13 protein-coding genes are annotated in these 22,155 nt (G+C 44.5%); 3 read left to right on the forward strand and 10 right to left on the reverse strand.

Annotation, left to right across the window (positions count from 1 at the left end; translation table 11 throughout):
- Positions 1–119: 119 nt before the first annotated feature.
- The 4 genes from QT996_RS15985 to QT996_RS16000 form a co-directional block, all read right to left on the reverse strand.
- Complete coding sequence (locus QT996_RS15985) at positions 120–1,220, reverse strand: HAMP domain-containing sensor histidine kinase (protein WP_333047686.1); 1,101 nt, start codon at positions 1,218–1,220, stop codon at positions 120–122.
- Positions 1,221–1,574: 354 nt separating this feature from the next.
- Complete coding sequence (locus QT996_RS15990; RefSeq protein WP_333047687.1) at positions 1,575–1,847, reverse strand: hypothetical protein; 273 nt, start codon at positions 1,845–1,847, stop codon at positions 1,575–1,577.
- A gap of 443 nt (positions 1,848–2,290) precedes the next feature.
- Positions 2,291–2,470 (reverse strand): hypothetical protein, encoded by a 180-nt coding sequence (locus tag QT996_RS15995; protein ID WP_333047688.1) that lies wholly within the window; start codon positions 2,468–2,470, stop codon positions 2,291–2,293.
- A gap of 32 nt (positions 2,471–2,502) precedes the next feature.
- Positions 2,503–5,838, reverse strand: a complete 3,336-nt coding sequence (locus QT996_RS16000; RefSeq protein ID WP_333047689.1) for an amino acid adenylation domain-containing protein — start codon at positions 5,836–5,838, stop codon at positions 2,503–2,505.
- A 538-nt stretch (positions 5,839–6,376) separates the two neighbouring features.
- Between QT996_RS16000 and QT996_RS16005 the strand changes: the two genes are divergently transcribed.
- Positions 6,377–8,155 carry an EamA family transporter gene (locus QT996_RS16005; protein WP_333047690.1) on the forward strand — a complete coding sequence of 593 codons (1,779 nt, stop codon included), beginning with the start codon at positions 6,377–6,379 and terminating at the stop codon, positions 8,153–8,155.
- Between the two features lie 107 nt (positions 8,156–8,262).
- Positions 8,263–8,823 (forward strand): Uma2 family endonuclease, encoded by a 561-nt coding sequence (locus tag QT996_RS16010; RefSeq protein ID WP_333047691.1) that lies wholly within the window; start codon positions 8,263–8,265, stop codon positions 8,821–8,823.
- A gap of 24 nt (positions 8,824–8,847) precedes the next feature.
- Here the strand turns inward: QT996_RS16010 and QT996_RS16015 are convergent, their stop codons facing one another.
- The 3 genes from QT996_RS16015 to QT996_RS16025 all read right to left on the reverse strand — a co-directional run bounded on the left by QT996_RS16015 (position 8,848) and on the right by QT996_RS16025 (position 12,369).
- Complete coding sequence (locus QT996_RS16015) at positions 8,848–10,878, reverse strand: bifunctional serine/threonine-protein kinase/formylglycine-generating enzyme family protein (RefSeq protein WP_333047692.1); 2,031 nt, start codon at positions 10,876–10,878, stop codon at positions 8,848–8,850.
- A gap of 451 nt (positions 10,879–11,329) precedes the next feature.
- Positions 11,330–11,815 (reverse strand): ester cyclase, encoded by a 486-nt coding sequence (locus tag QT996_RS16020; protein ID WP_333047693.1) that lies wholly within the window; start codon positions 11,813–11,815, stop codon positions 11,330–11,332.
- Positions 11,816–12,201: 386 nt separating this feature from the next.
- The gene (locus QT996_RS16025) at positions 12,202–12,369 is read right to left on the reverse strand and encodes a hypothetical protein (RefSeq protein WP_333047694.1); all 168 of its coding nucleotides are present in this window, start codon (positions 12,367–12,369) and stop codon (positions 12,202–12,204) included.
- 489 nt (positions 12,370–12,858) lie between these two features.
- Here QT996_RS16025 and QT996_RS16030 point away from each other — a divergent pair, with 489 nt between their 5' ends.
- Entirely contained in the window at positions 12,859–18,546 is a 5,688-nt protein-coding gene (locus QT996_RS16030) for an AAA family ATPase (protein WP_333047695.1), read from the forward strand.
- Here QT996_RS16030 and QT996_RS16035 read toward each other — a convergent pair.
- The 3 genes from QT996_RS16035 to QT996_RS16045 are packed head-to-tail and all read right to left on the reverse strand — an operon-like array spanning position 18,516 to position 21,574.
- A complete protein-coding gene (locus QT996_RS16035) occupies positions 18,516–18,719 on the reverse strand; it encodes a hypothetical protein (RefSeq protein ID WP_333047696.1) in 204 nt (67 codons plus the stop codon). The genes QT996_RS16030 and QT996_RS16035 overlap by 31 nt on opposite strands.
- 57 nt (positions 18,720–18,776) lie before the next feature.
- Positions 18,777–20,525 carry an ATP-binding protein gene (locus tag QT996_RS16040; protein ID WP_333047697.1) on the reverse strand — a complete coding sequence of 583 codons (1,749 nt, stop codon included), beginning with the start codon at positions 20,523–20,525 and terminating at the stop codon, positions 18,777–18,779.
- Positions 20,522–21,574 carry an ABC transporter substrate-binding protein gene (locus QT996_RS16045; protein ID WP_333047698.1) on the reverse strand — a complete coding sequence of 351 codons (1,053 nt, stop codon included), beginning with the start codon at positions 21,572–21,574 and terminating at the stop codon, positions 20,522–20,524. Before QT996_RS16045 ends, QT996_RS16040 begins: the two co-directional genes overlap by 4 nt.
- Positions 21,575–22,155: the final 581 nt, after the last annotated feature.

Below are 22,155 nucleotides of genomic sequence, written 5' to 3' on the forward strand. Positions count from 1 at the left end.
ATAGCAGGTGTAGAGCGATCGCCTTTGCTGAAGCGCTTCCTCTCTGGGTCAGCTCAAAATGTGGACTGTGGATTCATTATTTTATAACCTATTTTTATTCTTAGTCTGAATGTCGCCAACTAAAGAAGAACTTTAGGTAAGTTGATAATAAAGCTTGTCCCCTTGCCCTCTGCACTTTCAACCGCAAGTGTCCCTTTATGGGCTTCAGTAATATTTTTTGCTAAAAATAATCCTAATCCCCAGCCTGTTTGCTCCTCAGCGCAAATGGTTCGACGAAATTGTTGAAATAGGATGGATTGAGCGTCTAGGGCGATCGGCTCGCCTTCATTATGGATAGTAAGGCTGATCTGCGTTTCTGTTTGCTGGAGTGTGAGTGTAATCGGCGTACTAGGCGCACCATATTTCACAGCGTTAATTGCTAAATTTTCAATCACCCGCCGTATTTCTTTACGGCTGCAAAAAGCCCTAATTTCAGACTCAGATACCACAACAAACCGATCTCCATACGCGAAGCTCAAATCTTCTACCACGTCTTGGACTAGCATCAAAAAATCGCATTCTTCCAATTCCATCTTTAAGCTCTGCCCTGCCCGCAGCCGACTCGCATCAAGCAGATTTTGAATCATGGAATCCAGCCGATTGATCGCACTGAGCATCCTCGCCGCCACATCCACGTGGGTATCTCCTCGTTCCAGCCGCCGCAGAGTTAGTTGAGTTCCCATTTTTACGACATTGATGGGATTTCTGAGGTCGTGAGTTAGCGTCACCATAAATAGTTCTTGAATATCTCGCAGCGTTTCGGAGAATTGAGTGGCAGAGTCATTAACCGCTTGCTCAAGGGAGCCGATAATAATGTCTCGATCCTCCACTCCTAAAGGTGCTTCTTCTTCTAAAACTTGAAATATTACTTGACGGAGGATCTGATACTCCAAAATGAGTTGAGTCATAGAGTAGTCAGCATACCCCGCCCGTTCATGCCCGTGCTTCTTGCCAATCCGGGTGCTTTCTACCTCGTCGGCTGTGATTCGGGCAGATGTCCTGACAATTCTGTTTGAGAGTTCATCTACCAGTTGGTTTAAGTACAGAGGTAGGGAATCTTGCAAGACAAGAGAAGTTTGATGCGTTGATGCACCGACTTCCTCACGCGCCCGCTTCTCCCACATCGCCATAATTTTTTCAGCATTTTGTTTAAGACGGTCAGACGCTTGGTTGGACATCATTTCGGATTTTCGGGATGACTCGCTGTTGAGAGAGCATTATACAGCACTTTTCAGATAAGGGAGGTACACAGAAGCCGAGTTTCCGCAAGAAACTCGGCTTCTGGGGGGTAGTTTATAAAGGTGAAATCTGCGGTAATTACTGAATTAAACCGCCAATGGTATGAATACTCATGGCAACAATTGCGGTATTAAAGAGAAAGGAGAGAATGCTATGGAATCAAGCTAATCTCCTCAGCGAGCGCGAGGTCATCTGTACATCTGAAAGTTCACTCATCATGCCAATAACAAAATAAAAGTTGGCGTAGATTGTTGAGGTAAAATCATGGTGGTTCCGATTTGTTTATGCTCACTTCCTTATAAAAGTTTCGAGGCAATCAGACCGACAAGCACAATCAGACCTAATGCTCTACGAAAGTAATTGACGCCTTGAAATAATTCTTCCCAAGCCCAAGTAAACAAAGAACCAAAAGCTACTAGATCCAACGCTAAATTAATTTGCCCTGTTGTAACAATGAGCTTTAATAAACTAGCTACAATCCCGACACTCAGTGGTAGATTTGGCGGCTGAGCTATAACAATATTGCCTTCGCTGTCCCGGAATGTGCGATCGAACAATGTATTTTCCATGAGTTTCTGCTCTCACTGTAATAAAAGGTATGAATTGACTTCAATGAATTACACAAATTTTTCTTGATAACAACGAATCCGAGCCATTATCAGATTATTGCCAAGAAAAAACAGTGATGACCACCACATGAGCGTAGAATTTATCTACCAGTTTTTATCACATCTCTGCCAGCCATTCCCAGCATCAGCATCCCCGAATTAGAGGGAACTTGCATTAAGGAAGCTTTTGGTAGAGGATAGCTCATGTTTTTATTAGGATCATTCCACTTTTATGAGTGTTTTTATCATTGATGTTGAGTGGTTAGCCTGTTCTTTGATAGTAAAATTTAAAAATTTAGAGATCATCTATCGCTGGGAACAGTTTAAATTAGAATGTTATCTATAATTCAATACGGTTGAGTTAAGGCTGCCTATCTTTTTTTAGCATAAGCGATGCTCAATCTTTACTCCATCAGGGTTTGAGGAGGATTGTCATCCGGGAGCATCTCATATTTGTAAAAACACTTCTTCTGGCTCCTTCCTTCTTCCTCTTTCCTCCTGCCTCCTGCCTCCTGCCTCAAAACTCCAATTTCTAGCTTGGCTGCAAAAGTGAGATGCTGCCGGACGCCAATTCCACCAAACAATCAAAATCCTCCAGCAATTATGTAGTAAAGCCTTAAAATTCCACATCTTCTCGCTCATTTTCGTCTGTTCTAGGAGTATCCAAACCAGTCGCCGCCCAGCGCATTGTTTCAATGTATTTTGCCAGACTCGCCACAGTCGGAGCCTCAAACAAATTGCTGACAGGTAACTCGACTTGCAAAACGTCTCGGATGCGAGAAATTAACTGAGTTGCTAGCAGGGAATGCCCGCCTAGTTCAAAGAAATTATCGTATATACTAACCTGCTGTTTTCCCAAAACCTTAGCCCAAATTTTCCCGATCGCATTTTCGAGATCGGTCCGAGGCGCTACATAATTTTCTGTTAGATCCTCGCTGTCTGTATCTATATCAGGCAAGGCGCGGCGGTCTACTTTGCCATTAGGCGTCAGTGGCATATTCTCCAACACTGCATAAGTTGCAGGAACCATATATCCTGGTAACTTTTCTTTCAAAAATTGGCGCAACTCACTTGATTTTAGATTGTGAATTTGTGATTTTTCCTTAAGGCCGTCAGGAATAACATAAGCTACCAAATGTTTATCGCCTGGGATGTCTTCGCTCACAATTACTACTGCTTCGCGCACTTGTGGATGCTGGCACAAAGCCGCTTCAATTTCTCCCAATTCGATGCGGTAGCCGCGAATTTTTACTTGGTCGTCAATGCGGCCTAAAAACTCAATGTTGCCGTCAACTAAATAGCGACCTAAATCACCTGTTTTATAAAGGCTAGAACCAAATTTATTGCTAAAAGGATTAGGAATGAATGCAGCAGCAGTTAAATCAGGCTGGTTGAGGTAGCCTTTCGCCAATCCGTCACCGCCGACGTACAATTGACCTATAACACCGATCGCCACCGGCTGCAAATCCGCATCAAGGAGATAAATTTGCGTGTTGGCGATCGGGCGGCCGATGGGGATAGATGTTGCGGTTTCTGGTACGTCTTGCACGCAATAATAAGCCGAAAATGTGGTATTTTCTGTCGGCCCGTAAACGTGAATTAATTGAGTGCTTGGGTTTTGTTTGAGAACTTTTTTAACCCATCTCATATCGACCGCTTCTCCCCCGAACAGCAAGCAGCGCAGCGAATCAAAAGCTTGCGGTAAAACTCTAGCAATTTGTTGAAATAAGGCAGTTGTTAAAAACAAAACGGTGATGCCTTGTTGGCGCAGTTCTAAGGCTAAATCGTGAGGCGAAAGGGTAATATTTGTGCTAATTCCCACGAGTTGAGCGCCGTTAAGCAAGGCTCCCCAAATCTCGAATGTGGCTGCATCGAATGAAGCGTTTGATGCTTGGGCAATTTTATCGGTAGGTTCTATTTTTATATAGTTGGTGTTGAGTACCAGCCGATTTACTGCTTTGTGGGTGACAGCAACTCCCTTGGGTTTTCCTGTTGAGCCAGATGTGTAAATAACGTAAGCTAGGTTGTCTGCTGTTACGGTGTTGGCGGGATTTTCGGCGCTTTCTTTGGCTATGTCTTCCCAGTCGCGATCGAAGTAAATCACCGAGTTTGAGAAGTCTCGGAAATTCTCAATCAATTTATCCTGAATTAGCAAGACTTTAACTTGAGCATCTTCCAGCATCAAGTTTAGCCGATCGCGCGGATAGCTCGGATCTAACGGTAGGTAAGCTCCTCCCGCTTTCAGTATAGCCAACATCCCGACAATTAGGTCGATCGATCGCTTTGCACAAAGCCCCACTAAAACCTCCGGCCCCACGCCCAGTTTTTGCAGGTAATTCGCCAGTTGGTTGCTGCGACTGTTGAGTTCTCTGTAAGTGAGGTGCTGGCTGTCGAAAGTTAGGGCGACATCCTCCAGATGCTGCTGGACTCGCTCTTCAAATAACTGATGAATGCACTTATTTTGAGGATAATCTGTGCGAGTATCGTTCCATTCTCTGAATAATTGATTCACTTCATCCTCGCTCAATAAAGGTAAGTTAGCGATTCTTTGTTCTGGATTAGCAACAATGCTTTCCAGCAGCGTTTTAAAATGCCTCAGCATTCGGGCGATCGTAACTTCATCAAATAAATCCGTATTGTACACAGCTACGCCTCTGAGCCCTTCCGAATCTTTCCACTGTTCGCCGTATCTGCTCCTAAACTTATCCGAAGCTTCCCACAAATGCAGCTCTAAATCAAAGCGGGTTGTTTGAGTCTCCAAATGAAAAGAACTCAACTTTAATTCTGGCAATTCTAGCTCGTCCACCGGCCCATTTTGCAGCCCGAATACCACCTGAAATAGCGGGTGGCGATTCAACGATCGCTCTGGGTGCAATTCCTCGACTAGCTTCTCAAAAGGCAAATCTTGGTGAGCGTAAGCTCCCAGGGTTACTTCCTGCACCCGTCTCAAAAAATCTCGAAATGTCGGGTTTCCCGAGCAGTCTGTTCGCAGCACTAAAGTATTGACAAAAAAGCCGATTAATGCTTCTATTTCGCTGCGGTTGCGATTGGCGATCGGCGAACCTACCACAATATCTTCTTGTTGCGAGTAACGGTAAAGCAAAGTTTGAAATGCTGCGAGGACTGTCATAAATAAAGTCGCTCCTTCTCGCTGCGAGAGCGCTAAAAGTGCGTCTTTCAGCTTTTTGGGCAGTTCTAAATATTGAGTTTTTCCGCGATAATTTTGCCGAGCTGGTGCAGGGCGATCAGTGGGCAAATTTAACACAGAAATCCCGTGCAATTGCTGCCGCCAATAAGCTAGCTGAGTTTCTAATACTTCACCTTGCAGCCATTCGCGCTGCCACTCGGCAAAATCGGCATATTGAAGTGATAAATCTGGCAGGGGAGATGGCTGTTGATCGATCGAAGCTGTATAGATAGCTTCTATTTCTCGAATTAGCACGCCTATCGACCAATCATCGGAGGCTATATGGTGCATATTTATCAATAGAATATGCTCGGTCTCCGTCAGCCGCAGGATGGTGATTCGCATCAGCGGCCCGGTGGATAAATTGAAAGGGCGAAGAGATTCGGCGGCGGAGAGTTTCTTTGCTTCTGTTTCCCGTTGTTCGGGCGGCAAATCTTGCAAGTCTAATACTTTTAAATGAGTCTTGAAAGCAGCAGAGATTATTTGCACTGGTTGACCTGATACCGCTGCAAAAGTGGTTCGCAAAGTTTCGTGTCGCTGCACTATTTCGTTGAAGGTTTGCTCTAAGGCTGTTAAGTTGAGGGAACCAGTTAAGCGCAGTGCTGTTACTACATTATAGAAAGGGTTGTCCGGTGCGAATTGGTCGAGAAACCATAAGCGCTGCTGGGCAAATGATGCCGGAAAGACACACACCTCCGCATCCTCAGAAATATTCAGGCTTTGTCGATCGCTTGTAAAGGAATTGTCATAAATTTCGGATGCCATATCTGTTGCTCTTCGAGGATGGGATGTGTTAATTTTTGGATGGCGCGGGGTTAGTTTTTGAGGGGGCGATCGCCTCTTAAAACTTTCGCGAGCAAAAGATCGGAACTGTTAAAATCATAAACCTGGGTGCGGGAGTGCGGGAGAAAGGCGGGCAAAAGAAACCGGATTTCTGGCCGCAGGATCAAGTTATCCGTTAAGGGGCTAGGAGTGCCACCCCCCAATTAAATTTAGTCGCCCAACGGACTCTTAGGCTTGTGATTCGGGTGCAATCGGCCAAGTTAGATGCGAGAATTACCGGGAGCAATCCGTGGAGAGGTCAAGCTGTAGTATGATTTCTTATTGCACAAAGTGTTCTTGGGGGGATTAAGAGCGGGATAGCTTTGCTTCACGCAATTTTCTCACATTTCTAGCTTAGCGACTACTATTGATTAAACAGTGTTCGCAATCTTTTAGATCCACTCACTATAACTTGCGACCTGATGCAGGCAAAATACTTAAGAACACTGAACGTGCAGTTTAAATTAGAGGTTATAGGCTAATGGCGCAGCGGAACGTATACTCGTCAAAGGGCGAGCCAGAGGATGCACAATCAGCAGAAGAAGTCCTCCACTCAGTAATGCAAGAACTGGACGCTTTGCATGAAAATGTCAAAGGCCAGTTAAATCAAGACATTACTCGGCTGCAAACTGAAAAAAATCACCTGATTGAGGATATTGAAGACCTCCGGGAGCAATATCGAAAATTGCAGTCTCAGCAAATGGAATCTCTGTCTGGGCGATACATTCAGCAGCAGCAATTGTGGCTCAAGCAGTTGGCTCAAGTTTTGGCTCACAATTTGCAGGATTTGTTGGTGCAGCGGTTCAACGAACTCAGCGCTAACTCGGGAAATTCTCTCAGCAGCCCTATTCCCAGCGGCGAGTTCCCAATACCCCTGCCGCCGAGCAACTACGACGAACGGGCCTCGCAGTTGCTGGCGGCATTGGATGAAAGGATCGATCGCAGTTTCCAGATGCTGGAACAAGATTTGAGCAGCTATGAAAGCGAGCTTTCCGTGCGGCTCAACAATATGAAAACCCTGGAACTGCAAGGGGAAGAGCTGTTACAAAATCTCGTAAACCGCATCAGGGAAGAACTCGAATCAGAAGAAGAATATCTGGAGAATCCTTTCGATGCTCAAGATTCCTATGTCGAGGAATCAACTAATTCTGTTAATTCTGTTCGCCCGCAATTTCTCCAGCCAACACCTGTGCAAACGCCGCGGGAACCCCTACCACAGCCTTCTTCAGCGCCACCGACGGCACCCGCTAAAGTAGCTTCTCAAGTGCAGACAGGTTTGGTGCTGGCTTTGTCTTCGGCGGTGGTATTGTCGCTGTTTAATGTTTGTTTAAGAATTCTGATTAAAGGCAGACATCCTCGGATGGTTTTTGGGTTGTTTGAATTTCCGGGGGTGGTAACTCCAGGTTTTGGAAATTCTTTGTTGATTTTGTTGATGCGGCTGATCGTGGTGATGGCTTTGATGCCGATATTGGCGACATTTCTGTATCCTTCTGTATGGAAAGATATTAGGCGGTTGTTCGAGTCGGGCGATCGAGCTTTGTGGGGCAAGGTTTTAGGAAGCGCATTTTTTCTGTTTTTATCTCAGGTTTTGATTTATTTGGCGATCGGCAATATTCCAGCGGGGATTGCGATTACGATTTTCTTTATTTATCCGATCGTCACTGTACTAGGTTCTTGGATATTGTTTGGCTCTCGCCCCAGCACAGTCGGCTTTTGGGCAATGTTGGGAATTACCGCAGGCCTAATTTTGGCTGGGTCGCCGAGTTTTGCTGCCCCTGCTCGGATCGGTGGCAATGTCGGGGTGGGAGTCATGGCCGCACTGGCTTCTGGGATTACCTTTGCAGGTTACGTATTGCTGACACAAATGGCTGCGGGCAAGCTACACCCAATTCCTTTTAGTTTAGTTAATTTTGCCGCGATTTTTGTATTTTCGGCCCTGAGTTTGTGGGTGCCACTGTCGGACAATTTTGCTCCTAACATCGATCAAAATGTTTGGCCCGGTTTGATTGTGGGAGGCGTTGTTTTAGGCGTGCTGACGCTGTTTAGCTATCTTTTGAATAATTTTGCCATCCGCTTTGCGGGGGCAGCCTTAGCGTCAGTTATTGGCACTTTGGGGCCGGCGATGACGGGACTTTTTGCGTTCATAATTATCAATGAGAAGTTGCAGCCTGTGGCAATTCTGGGCATGGCTGTGGTGACGTTGAGCGTAGCTGCTATGAGTGTGGAACGCATAGTGGCTCCTCAGAAGAAGGCTAGTTAAGGCAATAATTTATCCTTCAGAATAGATATCAGAACCCCGACTTTTAAACAGTCGGGGTTCTGATATTTATCCCATTTAAAATCTCAAATCTAAAATCTACTTGACCTATGACTACAGTCATTAAAATATCGCCCAACTTAGACGAGTTCCTAAAACTTCCAGAAACGGAGCCAGCTTCAGAATATCTCAACGCAGAAATCATTCAAAAACCCATACCTCCAGGTGAACATAGCAGATTGCAGGGTAAGCTTTGTAATGTCATCAACCAAATAGTCGAAACACCAAAAATTGCTTATGCTTTTCCAGAGTTGCGTTGCACTTTTGGCGGTGCATCACTCGTCCCAGATCTAGCAGTATTCCGGTGGGAAAGAATTCCCTTTCTACCATCTGGTAGCATTGCTAACCGTTTTGAAATTTATCCAGACTGGGCGATCGAAATTCTTTCTCCCGAACAAAGCCAAACTAAAGTGCTTGCTAAATTACTTGCTTGTTCGCAACAAGGTACTGAATTGGGGTGGTTAATGATTCCAGAAGAAGAAATTATTTTAGCAGTATTTCCCGGGCAAAGAGTGGAAGTGTACGAAGGTGCAAGTGATTTACCAATACTTAATGGAATTGAGTTAGAATTGACAGTTGAAACTGTTTTTAGCTGGTTAAGTTTTAGTTAAGCTAAAAAGGCGTGACAGCCATTCTTAAACAACAGAAACAACCACTCGAAAACCCACAATACTAGCCTTGCAATCCGGCTGATATCTGAGGCGGCACGCGCTGTGACAATTGGGAGGATGATCGTTCCAAGAACCCCCCCGCAACAACCTCAGCGAAGAGTCACCGTCCGATTCCCAAACGCTGCCATCAGCAGGCGCACCGTTATAATTATTGTGCCAAGAATCCGCGCACCATTCCCAAACATTACCGTGGAAATCGTACAATCCAAAAGCATTAGGTTTAAAACTGCCAACATCTGTCGTTTGAAAGCGATAAACTCCCTTCGGCGCATCAGCGTAATTAGAATTTCCGTTGTAATTGGCTAACTCACTGGTAATCGTTTCCCCAAAGTGAAACGGCCCCGTAGTTTGCCCCCGGCAAGCATATTCCCATTGGGCTTCGCTAGGCAAGCGATAATTCTTACCCGTTTTGCGAGAAAGTCGATCGCAAAACTCCACCGCCTCGTACCAAGATACATTTTCTACAGGTCGATTTGCACCTTTAAAACGAGCAGCATCGGGATTGAGAAATATTTTAATTTCTGGCAGCGCTGCAACTGCTGTCCACTGGGCCTGAGTGACTGGAAATTTGCTAATATAGAAAGATCTTAAAGTTACTGGGTGCTGCGGTTTTTCGTCGCTGTCACCCCGCTGCTTTGGAGAACCCATGAGGAAAGTACCGCCGGCAACAAATACCATTTCCAGCACTGTACTGCTACCAAGATGTTCTTCAAAAAAACGCGCTTTGCCGCTGTTAAGATTAGTTTGCTTCCCGCGCTTGTCTACTGTCACCACCTGAAACTCAAAAGTGCTTTTGACAGCGGCAGTTCTCTGCGATGACTTGTTCGGAAGGGGATTGGGGTTGGGTTTCACCCTGGGATTAACAGAGATATGGCTATTGATTGGCCCGCTGTGATTGAGCGGAGTATTAATAGCAAGTGACCCTCCCTTTGTCACAACAGAATTTAAAGCAAGTGGGCCTCCCTTGGTCACAGCAGAATTTAAAGCAAGTTGTCCTCCCTTGACAAAAGGGGGTTGGGGAGGTAAAGAATAGAGATTTAAAGCTTTGATTACTTCATCAGCAGATTGATATCTATTTTTGAGATAATCTTCAATTAATTTATCTAAAATTTTTGTCAACTCGCTGCTGACTTTTGTGCCGACTGGCAACCGTTCTCTCCAAATCCAGCCGCCGTTTATCGGGTCATAAAGGTCATCGGAACCGTCAAGTTTTGGCAAACATTGAGTTAGCAGTCTTAGGCAAGTTATTCCCAAACTGTACAAATCGCTTCCGGGGAAAACTTGACCGCGCATTTGTTCTATCGGCGAATATCCGGGCGTTCCTACCGTCGTGCCTACTTGGCTCATCAGCGAGCCCGTCACTTGTTTGGAAATGCCAAAATCTATCAAAACTAACTCTCCGCGCCCTCCTCTTCGGAAAGCTGAATTGCGAAAATTCCCCGCCTTTGGCAGGGATGAGCTAACAGAGGTGCGGCGGCGCATGATATTCTCAAGTTTGATGTCTCGGTGAATGACATTGCGATCGTGCACAAATTTCAAAATCGGCAGTACATCTGCGAGTAACTGCCAAATTTTTTCTTCGCTAAAAACACCCTGCTGAGTTAATTCTGCTAGTAAAGTTTGCCCCTCAATTAACTCTTGTACTAAATAAAGTCGCTTGTCTTGCTCAAAATAAGCAATTAATCGAGGAATTTGGGGATGTTCGCCGAGTTCGTAAAGTCGTTTTGCTTCTGCTTTAAACAATTCTGTGGCTTTTTCAAGTGCGGAGGTTCCTTGAAATTGGGGTACAAACTGCTTGATTACGCAGGGATCGTCCATGCGATCGGTATCTACCGCTTCATAAGTTCTGCCAAATCCCCCTTCCCCCAACAGTCTAATCACGCGGTAGCGGTTTCTGAATAGAGGCGTGAGGTCGGACTTGCCGCAACTTTGACAAAATTTAGAGTTGTCGGGATTGAAAGGATGGGAACACCTTGGATTAGAACAGTAGAACATATCTGGGAAGAAATGATCTGGTTAAGGTTATGATATATCTTTTTGGCTTCCTCATGGAGCAGTAAAAATTTGCAAGCTGTTCTACATTTAAATTTAAGCTTTCAGGCGGGCTCTCCTGCCACCCGAGAAGAGTTATAAGAAATCGATTTGAAAATAAAAAATAGTAGCCCGATCGACATCCGTAGCATTTAGTATTAAATCAAACACTCTAGAATTATCGGCCTAATGTTGTGAAGCCGACATCGACATATCGATCCACAGGTAATTTTGAAGTATTGGGTTTTGCGATCGCTCTTGGGCGCGTTTGGACTAACCGGACGGCGACAACCATTGTAATTCAACAGATAATTCATGCTTTGTTCCGGTGAGGGCGCAATGTGTTATGCGGCGAGATCGACGTAACTGTTACCATGACTTGTTGTGCCACTGTCAACTACAAGCTCTGACAATCTTATTTATGGGCGGATTTTTTAAACAGTTTGGACGCAGCACCTCTCAAAATGTGCGGTAGTAACTTTGGACCCGGCAAGAACACAATCCCTAACTGCTGCATTAATCCAAGTGCATCGCCGTGCCCCCAATGCTCCGCGATTTTGCCATTCTCGACTCGATCGATGTGCATAATCGCCAAGCTGATTTGTTTGTCCGTTGGCGGCAGACCCTGAAATTCTCCGAGGTGTTTTGCTGTGAACGTTCCGCACGTCACCACTTTATTGTCTGCAACCACGACCTCATCAAAAACGTGTTGACCCTGACTAAAAGCTAAATAAAACGACATCCCGAACTGCTTGAACCCCTCCCCGTCCAATGGCTTTGGCATTCCCGCCATGTGAGCAATAAAATTCGGCGCTAGAAGCTCTAAGGCTTGTTCCATTTTGCGATCGTCGAACGCTTTGTAGAACTGGAGAACGATTGCTTTGTTTTGGTCAGTCAGCATACATAATTTTGTTTTGAACTAAATTGTAACGCGACTTACGATCGTGCGATCGCCCAATCAAAGCTGGCACTCTTCGCACAACAATAAGGCTAGAAACTAAAAGAGCGATCGTACTGAATTGAAGAACGATGGAAGGCTATATTCTCATTTTCCAACAGTATTTCAATCGCTTCACGTAGGTTTGCTTGTAGCTCGTCTAAAGTTTCTCCTTGAGAATGCGCTCTCTTAGAAACCTGTAATATAGGCTACATAATATAAAGCAGTGTCAGCATTTTTCTAAACCAGCGCAGTGAAGATTATCATAAATTTAAACTCAAACAGCTTGACTTTTAAGCAAAATCCCATAAAATTAATTTTAGCCTATCTATCAAGCTCTCTAAGTAAAATTACTTAAAAACACCATCCATGACACCACCTAGAGATGCCCCAACGTTAGATCCAATAGGGATACCCAAAAGTCTAGCATTTGGATGTTTCGCACTCAGGTAATCAGCAGCGTGTAAACCATTTTCATCAACTTTAGAGCCGCCTGTTTCTATATCAAGGATCACCATTTTGCCAAGATTATCTTCTAATTCAATTTTTGGGAGATGCTGCTCTCATACAAATGTTTTGCACGACGCGAACGCTCGCGCCCGGTCGCAGTTCTGCAAATATGTTGTAGTAGGAGGTATAATAGTAAGTTGAAATAATTCATGCTGAAACAGGTAAGCTACTGGGATGTAAAAAACCTGAGTTCTGAAAACTTTAAGCATCTGTGCGGAGTACAGCGAGAGACCTTTAAACAGATGATTGAGGTAGTGCGATCGGATAATTTATGTGGATGCGCCTTCTTGCTTGTCCAACTCCACCAGAAGAATGATAGTTAAACCTCAAACCAGGATGCACTTGAGTATTGAATAAGCGGAGAAAATATTGCCACTTGCTAATAAGATGATTCCCTGCTCCTTTAATTTTTCCCTACAGGCGATCGAACATCGCTGTCTCAGGTTCCCATCCATCAATTCCACACCAGAATAATCGGACTCATCGAAAAAACAAATATGAAAACCACGCTGCCCGGTTACAAACTCTTATCGTTGCCCATTCATGAAGGTGTCAATACAGTTATTTATCGCGGGGTTAGAGAGTCCGACCTAACTCCGGTTATAGTAAAAACCCTCAAAGCCGAGTATCCCACAATAGAAGAAATCGCGCGGTTGAGGCATGAATATAAAATCCTAAAAACTCTGGACATAGCAGGGATTATCAAAGCTCACTCTTTGGAAAAGCATAATAACGGTCTGGCGCTGACATTAGAAGATTTTGGGGGGGACTCCCTGAAAAACCTAATCGCAGCTAAAAACCTTGAAATAAGCGAATTTCTGAGTCTGGCAATTCATCTGGCAGAAACCCTAGCTCAACTGCATGAAAATAAGATTATTCATAAAGATATTAAACCGCAGAATATTATTATCAACCCCAAAACCGATCAAATAAAAATCATCGATTTTAGCATTGCCACGCACCTAGAGCGAGAAAACCAGAGCCTCAGCAATCCCAACTTGCTAGAAGGCACCCCCGCCTATATGTCTCCAGAGCAAACTGGGCGGATGAATCGCTCAATTGACTACCGTACCGACTTTTACTCATTAGGTGTCACCTTTTATGAAATTCTGACTGGAAAGCTGCCGCATCAAGCCACCGACCTCCTGGAATTAATTCACTGCCATATTGCTAAAAGACCAGTGCCACCCCATCAGCAAATCGGTGAGATTCCCGAAGCCATTTCTGACATCGTAATGAAATTATTAGCCAAAACTGCGGAAGACAGATACCAAAGCGCTAGGGGACTAAAAGCTGACCTACAAATGTGCCAGCATCAACTGCAAAAGCAGGGAAAAATTGACAAGTTTTCAATCGGTAAGAGGGATAAATTTGGACAATTTCTCATCCCCCAAAAACTCTATGGCCGCGATCAAGAAGTAGCCACTTTGATGGAAGCCTTTGAGCGAGTCTCCGGGGGAAACAGCGAAATGATGCTAGTGAGCGGTTACTCAGGAATTGGCAAATCTTCCTTAGTCAATGAAGTTCAAAAACCCATTCTCCGGCAGCGTGGCTATTTTATATCCGGTAAATTTGACCAATTCAAGCGAAATATTCCTTATGCTTCTTTGATTCAAGCTTTCGCCGGCTTGATGCGACATCTGTTAACAGAAAGTTCGGAAAAAGTAGCGATTTGGAAACAGCAACTTTTAGAAGCTTTAGGCTCCAATGGCCAAGTCATAGTAGATGTCATTCCCGAAGTCGAACTGATTGTCGGCCCTCAAAGAGCTGTTCCGCAATTGGGGCCATCTGAATCCCAGAATCGCTTTAATCGCGTGTTTAAAGAATTCATTCATGTATTTACTAAACGATCACACCCCCTCGTCGTCTTTTTGGATGACTTACAGTGGGCAGATTCGGCATCGCTCAAGTTGATTCATCTGCTGATTTGTGACCCGGACAGCCAATATTTACTGCTGATGGGAGCCTATCGAGATAACGAAGTTAGTCCGACGCATCCGTTGATGCTGACGTTGGATGAGATTCAAAACAATGGGGCGGTTGTAAATAATATCACCCTCCGTCCTTTGGATATTGGCAACGTCAGCTTGCTGGTAGCCGATACCCTGAATGAGTCTTCCGCTCCGAGAAACCGGGTTTCTGAATTGTCCGAGCTACTTTTCAATAAAACCCAGGGCAATCCTTTCTTCTTGACTCAGATGTTCGCTACTCTGCATCAAGAAAAGCTATTGACCTTTGATTTCAGTGCTGGGTGCTGGCAGTGGTCATTAAACGAAATTCAATCGGTAGGCATCACGGATTATAATGTCGTCGAATTGATTTCCAGAAATATTCAAAAACTCCCGGAGGAGACGCAGGATGTCTTAAAATTAGCCGCCTGTATTGGAGACAAATTTAATTTAGACGTTCTGGCTATTGTCAATGAAAAATCTCTGTTGGAAACGGCGGCTGATTTGTGGGAAGCTCTTCAGGCTGGCTTGGTTTTACCCCTGAGCGAAGCCTACAAAATCCCTCTCGTTTTTACCTCCGATGAAATGAGCATGATAGCAGAGGAGAGAATAGCTCCAGATTCTCCTCTGCTATCATGCTCACCTACCCCTTTTTCTTACAGCCATCACGCGCCTATCGCTTACAAATTTCTCCATGATCGGGTGCAGCAAGCGGCCTATTCTCTTATCCCCGAATCTCAGAAACAACAGACCCACGTAAAAATTGGTGAACTGCTACTAGAGCATACTCCAGCAGAGGAAATTGAAGAAAATATTTTTGAGATTGTCAATCAGTTAAATGTTGGAACTGACTGCATCACGGATCAGGGAGAAAAAGATCGTCTAGCCAGATTAAATTTGATAGCAGGCAAAAAAGCTAAGGCAGCAACAGCTTATGAAACTGCCGCCAGACAACTACGGGTGGGGCTAGAACTCCTAAGAGAAGATAGCTGGGAAACTCACTATGACCTGACGTTCCCTCTGTATGTGGAAGCGGCGACGGTGGAATTTCTAAACATCAACTTCGAGCGAGCAAAAATGCTGTCTGAGGATGCTCTTAAGCACGCGAAAAGTCTGCTCGAAAAAGTCAAAGTTTATGAAATCCAAATGCAGTTTTATTCCCTGCAAAACCAGATGCAAGTAGCGTTAGATATCGGGCTGCAAGTTCTGGGTATGCTGGGCGTCTCCCTTTGTCCAGAGCCTCCACAAGAGACGAATACTGAGGCCTTAGCTAATCTGCCAGAAATGACGGATCTCAATAAGCGGGTTGCTATGGGGGTATTATGGAAATCCGCCCCTCTTGCTCATCATGTGACTCCTGCCTTATTTCCGCAATTCCCATTTACAATGATTCATCTTTGTATTCAATATGGTAATTCACCCCAAGCTGCTTCCGGCTATGGTATTTATGGCTTATTTTTGTGCGGGCCTCTGGGTGAAATTGAGGTAGGATATCGATTTGGACAGCTAGCTTTAAATTTGTTGGAGAGATTTGAGGCCAAGGAAATCAAATCTCACGTCTTTGTAGTTTTTAATGCTCATATTAGACACTGGAAAGAGCATGGAAAAGAAACCTTAGCACCATTGCTTGAGGGCCTTAAAAGCGGTCTGGAAACAGGAGATTTAGAATATGCTGGTTACAATTCTATCTACTATTGCGATCATATACTTTTTACAGGCCAAACGCTGGAGATTGTGGCTCATAAGCAGGCGCAATATCTTAATTTACTTCTAAATGTTAAACAAGATTCCCATATTCGTTATTTAAAAACATGGAGAGTAATGGTATTACAATTACTCGCCGCTCCTGAAGAAGACTATACGATTAAAGGCGAAGTTTTGAATGAAGAAGAACTCCTGCAACAGTCACTTACCGACAATAAACATATGTTTATTTTTGTTGGTTACTTGACAAAGTTAATTCGATTTTACCTGTTCAAAGATTACGCTCAGTCAGTGAAAAGCGCCCGCGAATCAGAAAAATACAAAGAAGGTGTACCTGGGCTGATGAGTGGTGCGGAACACAATTTCTACTATTCTCTGGCCCTCCTTGGTCAATATCCCCAAGTTTCCAGCAGCGAACAAGAAGAATTCTTGAAGCAAGTGGCTAAAAATCAGGAAAAAATGCAGGAATGGGCTATACATGGGCCGATGAATTATCAACACAAGTACGAGTTAGTGGAGGCAGAGAAAGCGCGAGTCTTGGGAAAAATTGGCAAAGCGATGGAGTATTATGACGCCAGCATTCAAGGAGCCCGAGAACAGGGATACATTCAGGAAGAAGCCCTAGCTAATGAACGCGCAGCCGAGTTTTATTTCTCTCGCGGTCGGGATAAGATAGCGGAGATTTATTTGACGGATGCTTACTATGGCTATATTCGCTGGGGAGCGAAAGCAAAAGTGAAAGATTTATCAGAAGAATATCCTGAATTCTTCTGGCGACTACTGGCTAAAGAAGCCCCCAGCATCGACGTATCACGGACAACTAGCGCGACGACTACGGGGAGTTTTGCAGCACTGGATTTCGCCTCTGTGATGAAATCTTCTCAAGCTATTTCTGGCGAAATTGTTCTGGAAAGCCTGCTTTCTAAGTTATTGAAAATTGCGATCGAGAATGCTGGGGCTGAAAAAAGTTACTTCATTTTAGAAAAAGATGGTCAACTGGTGGTAGAAGGCACGGCAAGCATAGATAATAATGAGGTAGTAGTGCTGCAATCCACGCCGAGAGAAACGAGTCATAAACTGCCCTTATCTCTCCTCAATTATGTGGCTAGAACTCAAAAAAATGTGGTTTTAAATGATGCAAGTCAGGAGGGGATTTTTACCAGGGATAGCTATATCGTTAACGCCCAACCGAAGTCGATTTTATGTATGCCTGTTGTCCATAAAGGAAAGCTCATTGGTCTGCTTTACTTGGAAAATAATCTGACAACGAGTGCGTTTACGGACGATCGCCTGGAAGTTTTAACTGTACTCTGTTCTCAAGCGGCGATTTCCCTGGAAAATGCTCGACTCTATGCCAATTTGTCTGAGGCGACTGACAACCTGAAACAAGCCAATGAGCAATTAGAAGATTACAGCCGGACTTTAGAACATAAAGTGGAAGAGAGGACGCAGGAATTACAGGAAAAAAATCTGCTGCTGAGCCAGGAAATTCGCGATCGCGTGCAGATAGAGCAAGCTCTGCGACAATCAGAAGCGCTATTAAAAAAACAAGCCGAACAACTAGAGCTTTCTTTCCAAGAGCTCAAGCGCACCCAGACCCAGCTCATTCAGACTGAGAAAATGTCCTCCCTGGGACAGATGGTGGCTGGAGTGGCCCACGAAATCAATAACCCTATTAACTTCATATATGGCAACCTGACTCACGTCAGGACATACAGTGAAAACATACTAGGACTGGTGAAACTCTATCAGGAACAATACCCCCATCCCACAGCAACGATTGTTGAGGATATTGAGGAAATCGAATTAGAGTTTTTGATGGAAGACTTACCCAAAGTGCTCGATTCGATGAAGCTGGGGGCAGACCGAATTCGCGAAATAGTCCTCTCTCTGCGAAACTTCTCCCGGTTGGATGAAGCGGAAATGAAAGAGGTCGATATCCATGAGGGGATTGATAACACCCTATTGATTTTGCAGCATCGACTGCAAGCCAAATTAGACCAGTCTGCTATTCAAATAATTAAAGAGTATGGCCCGCTGCCGCTGGTGGAGTGCTATGCCGGCCAACTGAACCAGGTGTTTGTAAATTTACTGGCGAATGCGATTGACACTCTCCATGACCAAAGGGGGCCGCGGACGATCGCAATTCGCACCTCAGTGGGGTATGGGGAAGAAGAAAAATCCCCGATTTCCAATCCCCCCCTTGCGGAAAGCTCTACAGTTTCTTCGGCTGAGGTGGATTCCCACAACCTCGCCCCCCGGAAAGCTGCCCAATTTGTTGTGATTCGCATTTGCGACAATGGCCCGGGTATGACAGAGGAAGTGAAGGGACGGGTGTTCGACCCCTTCTTCACGACGAAACCCGTAGGGAAGGGCACCGGTTTGGGGCTGTCAATCAGCTACCAGATTGTGGTAGAAAAACACCGCGGACAGTTGAAGTGTGTTTCTCATCCCGGTCAGGGGGCAGAGTTCATCATTCAGATTCCTATTCGACAGGACTATCAAAAATTGGCTTTGCAAAGCCAAACCTGATGAGTAGTTTTTGTTGGTATTTCTTGTAGTCCTAAAGAGATAATGATACAGCGGTTCCCGCTGTAAGTAGCGTAGGTTTTACCAGTAGTATGGCCACCACAAATAATTGTTAGGTCGCCAAGGGTCAATTCTGCTTGCTTTAAAACACCAAGATTTTTGAGTTTTACTTTCATCAATATTTGGCTAAAATGACAACTTACGATTTCATTTTACAGTATTAGAAGGATTAATTATACCGAAACTTTCCCCATCGTCAACTCCTGCTGCTTAACAGGAATACAAATCTCAAACTCGGTCCCTTTTTCTGGCGTTGAAAAACACCTCAGCGTCCCACCATGTTTTTCAGTAATAATCTGATAACTAATCGCCATTCCCATTCCGGTTCCCTTCCCTACAGGCTTTGTTGTAAAAAATGGATTGAATATCTGTGTTTGAATTGATTCTGGAATTCCATTGCCATTATCGGCGATCGCAATTTTAACCCACTGCGAATATACCACCGAGGTACAAATGGTAATACAACATGGGTGCTTCTCGATCGAGCAAGCTACCCGTTGAATATTTATTTCTTCCAGTGCATCAATAGCGTTTGCCAAAACATTCATAAATACTTGGTTAAGTTGTCCGGCATAACACTCAACTAGCGGTAAATCACCATAGTCTCGAATGACTTTAATTTCTGGATGTTCTAGTCGCGCTTTGAGACGATGTTGCAAAATTAACAGCGTGCTATCAATTCCTTCATGGATATCAACTTCTTTAAAATCTGACTCATCCATTCGGGAAAAATTGCGGAGTGACAGCACAATCTGGCGAATGCGATCGGTACCAATTCTCATTGAACTCAAAATTTTAGGTAAATCATCTTGCAAAAAATCCAGGTCAATATTTTCTGCTTCTTTCTCAATTTCGCCAATTGGGTTTGGATAATGCTTTTGATATAAGTGTACCAAATTTAATATAGTGTCAGCATAATATTGTACATGAATTAGATTGCTATGAATGAACCCGACCGGATTGTTAATTTCATGGGCTACTCCTGCAACTAATTGCCCCAAGGATGAGATTTTTTCTGTCTGAATCAGTTGGGTTTGCGTTCGTTTTAAAGTCTCAATTGCCTGCTCAAGCTGCTGAGATTTGTCTCGTTCTCTGGCTTCGCTATCGCGTAAGGTGACTTCTATTTGTTTCCGTTGAGCTATTTCTGCGGTGAGTTGCGCGTGGATTTCCAATTGTCGGAATACTTCTTCAAATGTGCTAGCCAAAAATTGAATTTCGTTAGCGGGAATCGTCTTTGGCATAGGAAAGATGCCAGTTTTTTTACTGTGGGAAACTGCTTCTGTCAAATCCCGCAAAGGTTGCAATACATTCTTCTGAAGGAGTATCCCCATGATTAACAAAATTGTGATGATGCCAACTAGCAATAACAATGTTGAGGTAATGAAAGTTCTGTGGGCAGCTTGCTTCATTTGGTTGAGATCGAGTAGCGCGATCGCCACTCCCCGTCGTTGAGATGTGCCAAATAAGGTACTGCTAAAAGGCAGAATTTGTGCGATCGCAGGCTTGCCATCTAGTACGATATCGTAGGTGACTTCGACGCTTGTGGTTGCCGCTTGGTCGATCGCTTGCGCCAGTTGCGGATAGATCGAAGTGTATGGCCCATTAGTCGTATTCTGAGGACTGCGGGCGATCGCCATTCCAGATGGATCGACAATCGCAATTTCCAGCACACCCGGCATCGTGGCAAAATTTTGCACAACCCGTCGCAGAATGCTTTTATTCTCTAACTCTAGTAAGCCTTCTGTAGAAAACTCCAGAGATTGTGTAATCGATTGAGCCCGGTTATGAACTTGCGTTTCTAAGTCAGACTGCATCAGCCGATAGTTGAGTCCGAGGGTTGCCAGTCCAACAGTGGCGATCGACAACCCAACGCTAACTAGCAAGCGCTGGGACAAACTATGGGGACGCAACCATTTGGTCATAATTGCCACTCCTTGATCGCTGTAGTTACCAGCTCAGTATTAATCTCCACATCCTGACGCGGTATCCGTCCGGCACGGGGGTCAGATTTTAATAGTTCAGCCATTTGAGCGATCGCCTCTGACAACCTACCAGACAGAAACATCTTCTGCTGCATGGTAATGTCACCCTTTTTCAGACCAGCGTAATCTTTAGCAAAAGCCTCACCCTTCTGTCCCAGGTTTTGAGCAACTTTTTGAAACACGACCTTAGACTTTGTTTCCACGGCACTCATAATATCAAACCAAGCCATAATAAATTGCTTCAGTTCAGCTTTTTTATTGGGAATAATAGTTGAGCTAGAAACCAACGTATCAATAACTAAACTATCAACTTCCTGAGTGGTAAAAATAATATTCCCCTTGATTGCTTGGGCAGTTTCGCCTAGAAGCGGTTGCCAGATAACGGCGGCATCTAAACGTTTCTGCTGCATCAAATCAACCGCTGTTTCGTTAGAAATATCTTCTATCTTGACCTCTTCGGGTTTAATCTGGTGCAACTTGAGGGCTTCTAATAAAATCAGATGATTCACTGTTCCGAGTTTCGCTCCGACTCTTTTACCGCGAAGGTTTGCCACTGACTTGATTGCAGGTTGAGCAACAATACCATCAGCCCCATGAGAAATATTTGTTACCATCAGCACCGCAGGCTTGTCACTACCCGAATCAGACTGCACCACATCCCACAAAGAGACAAAAGTCGCGTCTAGAGTACCGCGCAGCATGGCGCGAGTCGAATCTTGTTGATTCTCAAATCGAATGAGTTGCACGTCCAATCCGCGCTGTTTGAATAAGCCTGCTTCCTGAGCATAAAGTACAATATCAAATCCTGCCCAACTGGTGATGCCAACGCGCAAAGGAGCTAGTGGCTGTGGTGCAAGGCTACAAGCATTCATAATCAGGCTAACCGCCAGTGTCAAAACGCAGAGGACACTGAGCGATCGCCATTTCGTTAAGGTCAACCAATACCTACGCAATAATTGTCTAGTGCCGGTCTGAGCTTTGCCAGTCATCTATGTAGCCTCAACGCTCTTGTTCCTCGATGATAGCAAAAACTTTTCTGGATCTCATTCCCTGAAAAAACGCCTAAAACAAATGTAAAATAAAACTCTTCTCCTCGCTTATAATTCATTACCAAATCCAACCAAAATCAAGAAATCGTCACTGATTCCCGCACATAAGAATTCCCCGATTCATCTGTCGGCAAATATAGTTAGAACTTCTACACAAGGCCGATATTACGATGCGAATCGCTTCCGGGAGTTGAGGGGTTCGTTGCTCTGGCGGTTCTGGGGACGCTGCAATCAACAGTTTATTCACAGAGGAAAATTCCGTCCAATATTGCGATCGGTAACGATATCAGCCGGATGAGTATGCTTGCCAGCCTCAACGAATTCCCCCCAACCCCATTTTTAAACTGGATTGGGGGGTTTTCTTGCTATCTTTTTTGCCTATTAGAGCGCGATCCAATCAAAACTTGCTCGGCGCGATCGCCCTTTCCAAAGATCGCACTCTCGGTAAGCTGTTGTGCCTTTAAATAGGGTATAATAAAAAATGAGTTTAGTCAATCTCTACAAAAATGCCAGCTAAAAAC

It is taken from the genome of Microcoleus sp. S13C4, from assembly GCF_036700865.1.
Lineage (GTDB): Bacteria > Cyanobacteriota > Cyanobacteriia > Cyanobacteriales > Microcoleaceae > Microcoleus.

Excerpts from the sequence above, each read along its gene's own strand:
- QT996_RS15985 (WP_333047686.1), bottom strand. The coding sequence starts at position 1,220 with ATGATGTCCAACCAAGCGTCTGACCGTCTTAAACAAAATGCTGAAAAA.
- QT996_RS15990 (WP_333047687.1), bottom strand. The coding sequence starts at position 1,847 with ATGGAAAATACATTGTTCGATCGCACATTCCGGGACAGCGAAGGCAAT.
- QT996_RS16000 (WP_333047689.1), bottom strand. The coding sequence starts at position 5,838 with ATGGCATCCGAAATTTATGACAATTCCTTTACAAGCGATCGACAAAGC.
- QT996_RS16005 (WP_333047690.1), top strand. The coding sequence starts at position 6,377 with ATGGCGCAGCGGAACGTATACTCGTCAAAGGGCGAGCCAGAGGATGCA.
- QT996_RS16010 (WP_333047691.1), top strand. The coding sequence starts at position 8,263 with ATGACTACAGTCATTAAAATATCGCCCAACTTAGACGAGTTCCTAAAA.
- QT996_RS16015 (WP_333047692.1), bottom strand. The coding sequence starts at position 10,878 with ATGTTCTACTGTTCTAATCCAAGGTGTTCCCATCCTTTCAATCCCGAC.
- QT996_RS16020 (WP_333047693.1), bottom strand. The coding sequence starts at position 11,815 with ATGCTGACTGACCAAAACAAAGCAATCGTTCTCCAGTTCTACAAAGCG.
- QT996_RS16025 (WP_333047694.1), bottom strand. The coding sequence starts at position 12,369 with ATGGTGATCCTTGATATAGAAACAGGCGGCTCTAAAGTTGATGAAAAT.
- QT996_RS16030 (WP_333047695.1), top strand. The coding sequence starts at position 12,859 with ATGAAAACCACGCTGCCCGGTTACAAACTCTTATCGTTGCCCATTCAT.
- QT996_RS16035 (WP_333047696.1), bottom strand. The coding sequence starts at position 18,719 with ATGAAAGTAAAACTCAAAAATCTTGGTGTTTTAAAGCAAGCAGAATTG.
- QT996_RS16040 (WP_333047697.1), bottom strand. The coding sequence starts at position 20,525 with ATGACCAAATGGTTGCGTCCCCATAGTTTGTCCCAGCGCTTGCTAGTT.
- QT996_RS16045 (WP_333047698.1), bottom strand. The coding sequence starts at position 21,574 with ATGACTGGCAAAGCTCAGACCGGCACTAGACAATTATTGCGTAGGTAT.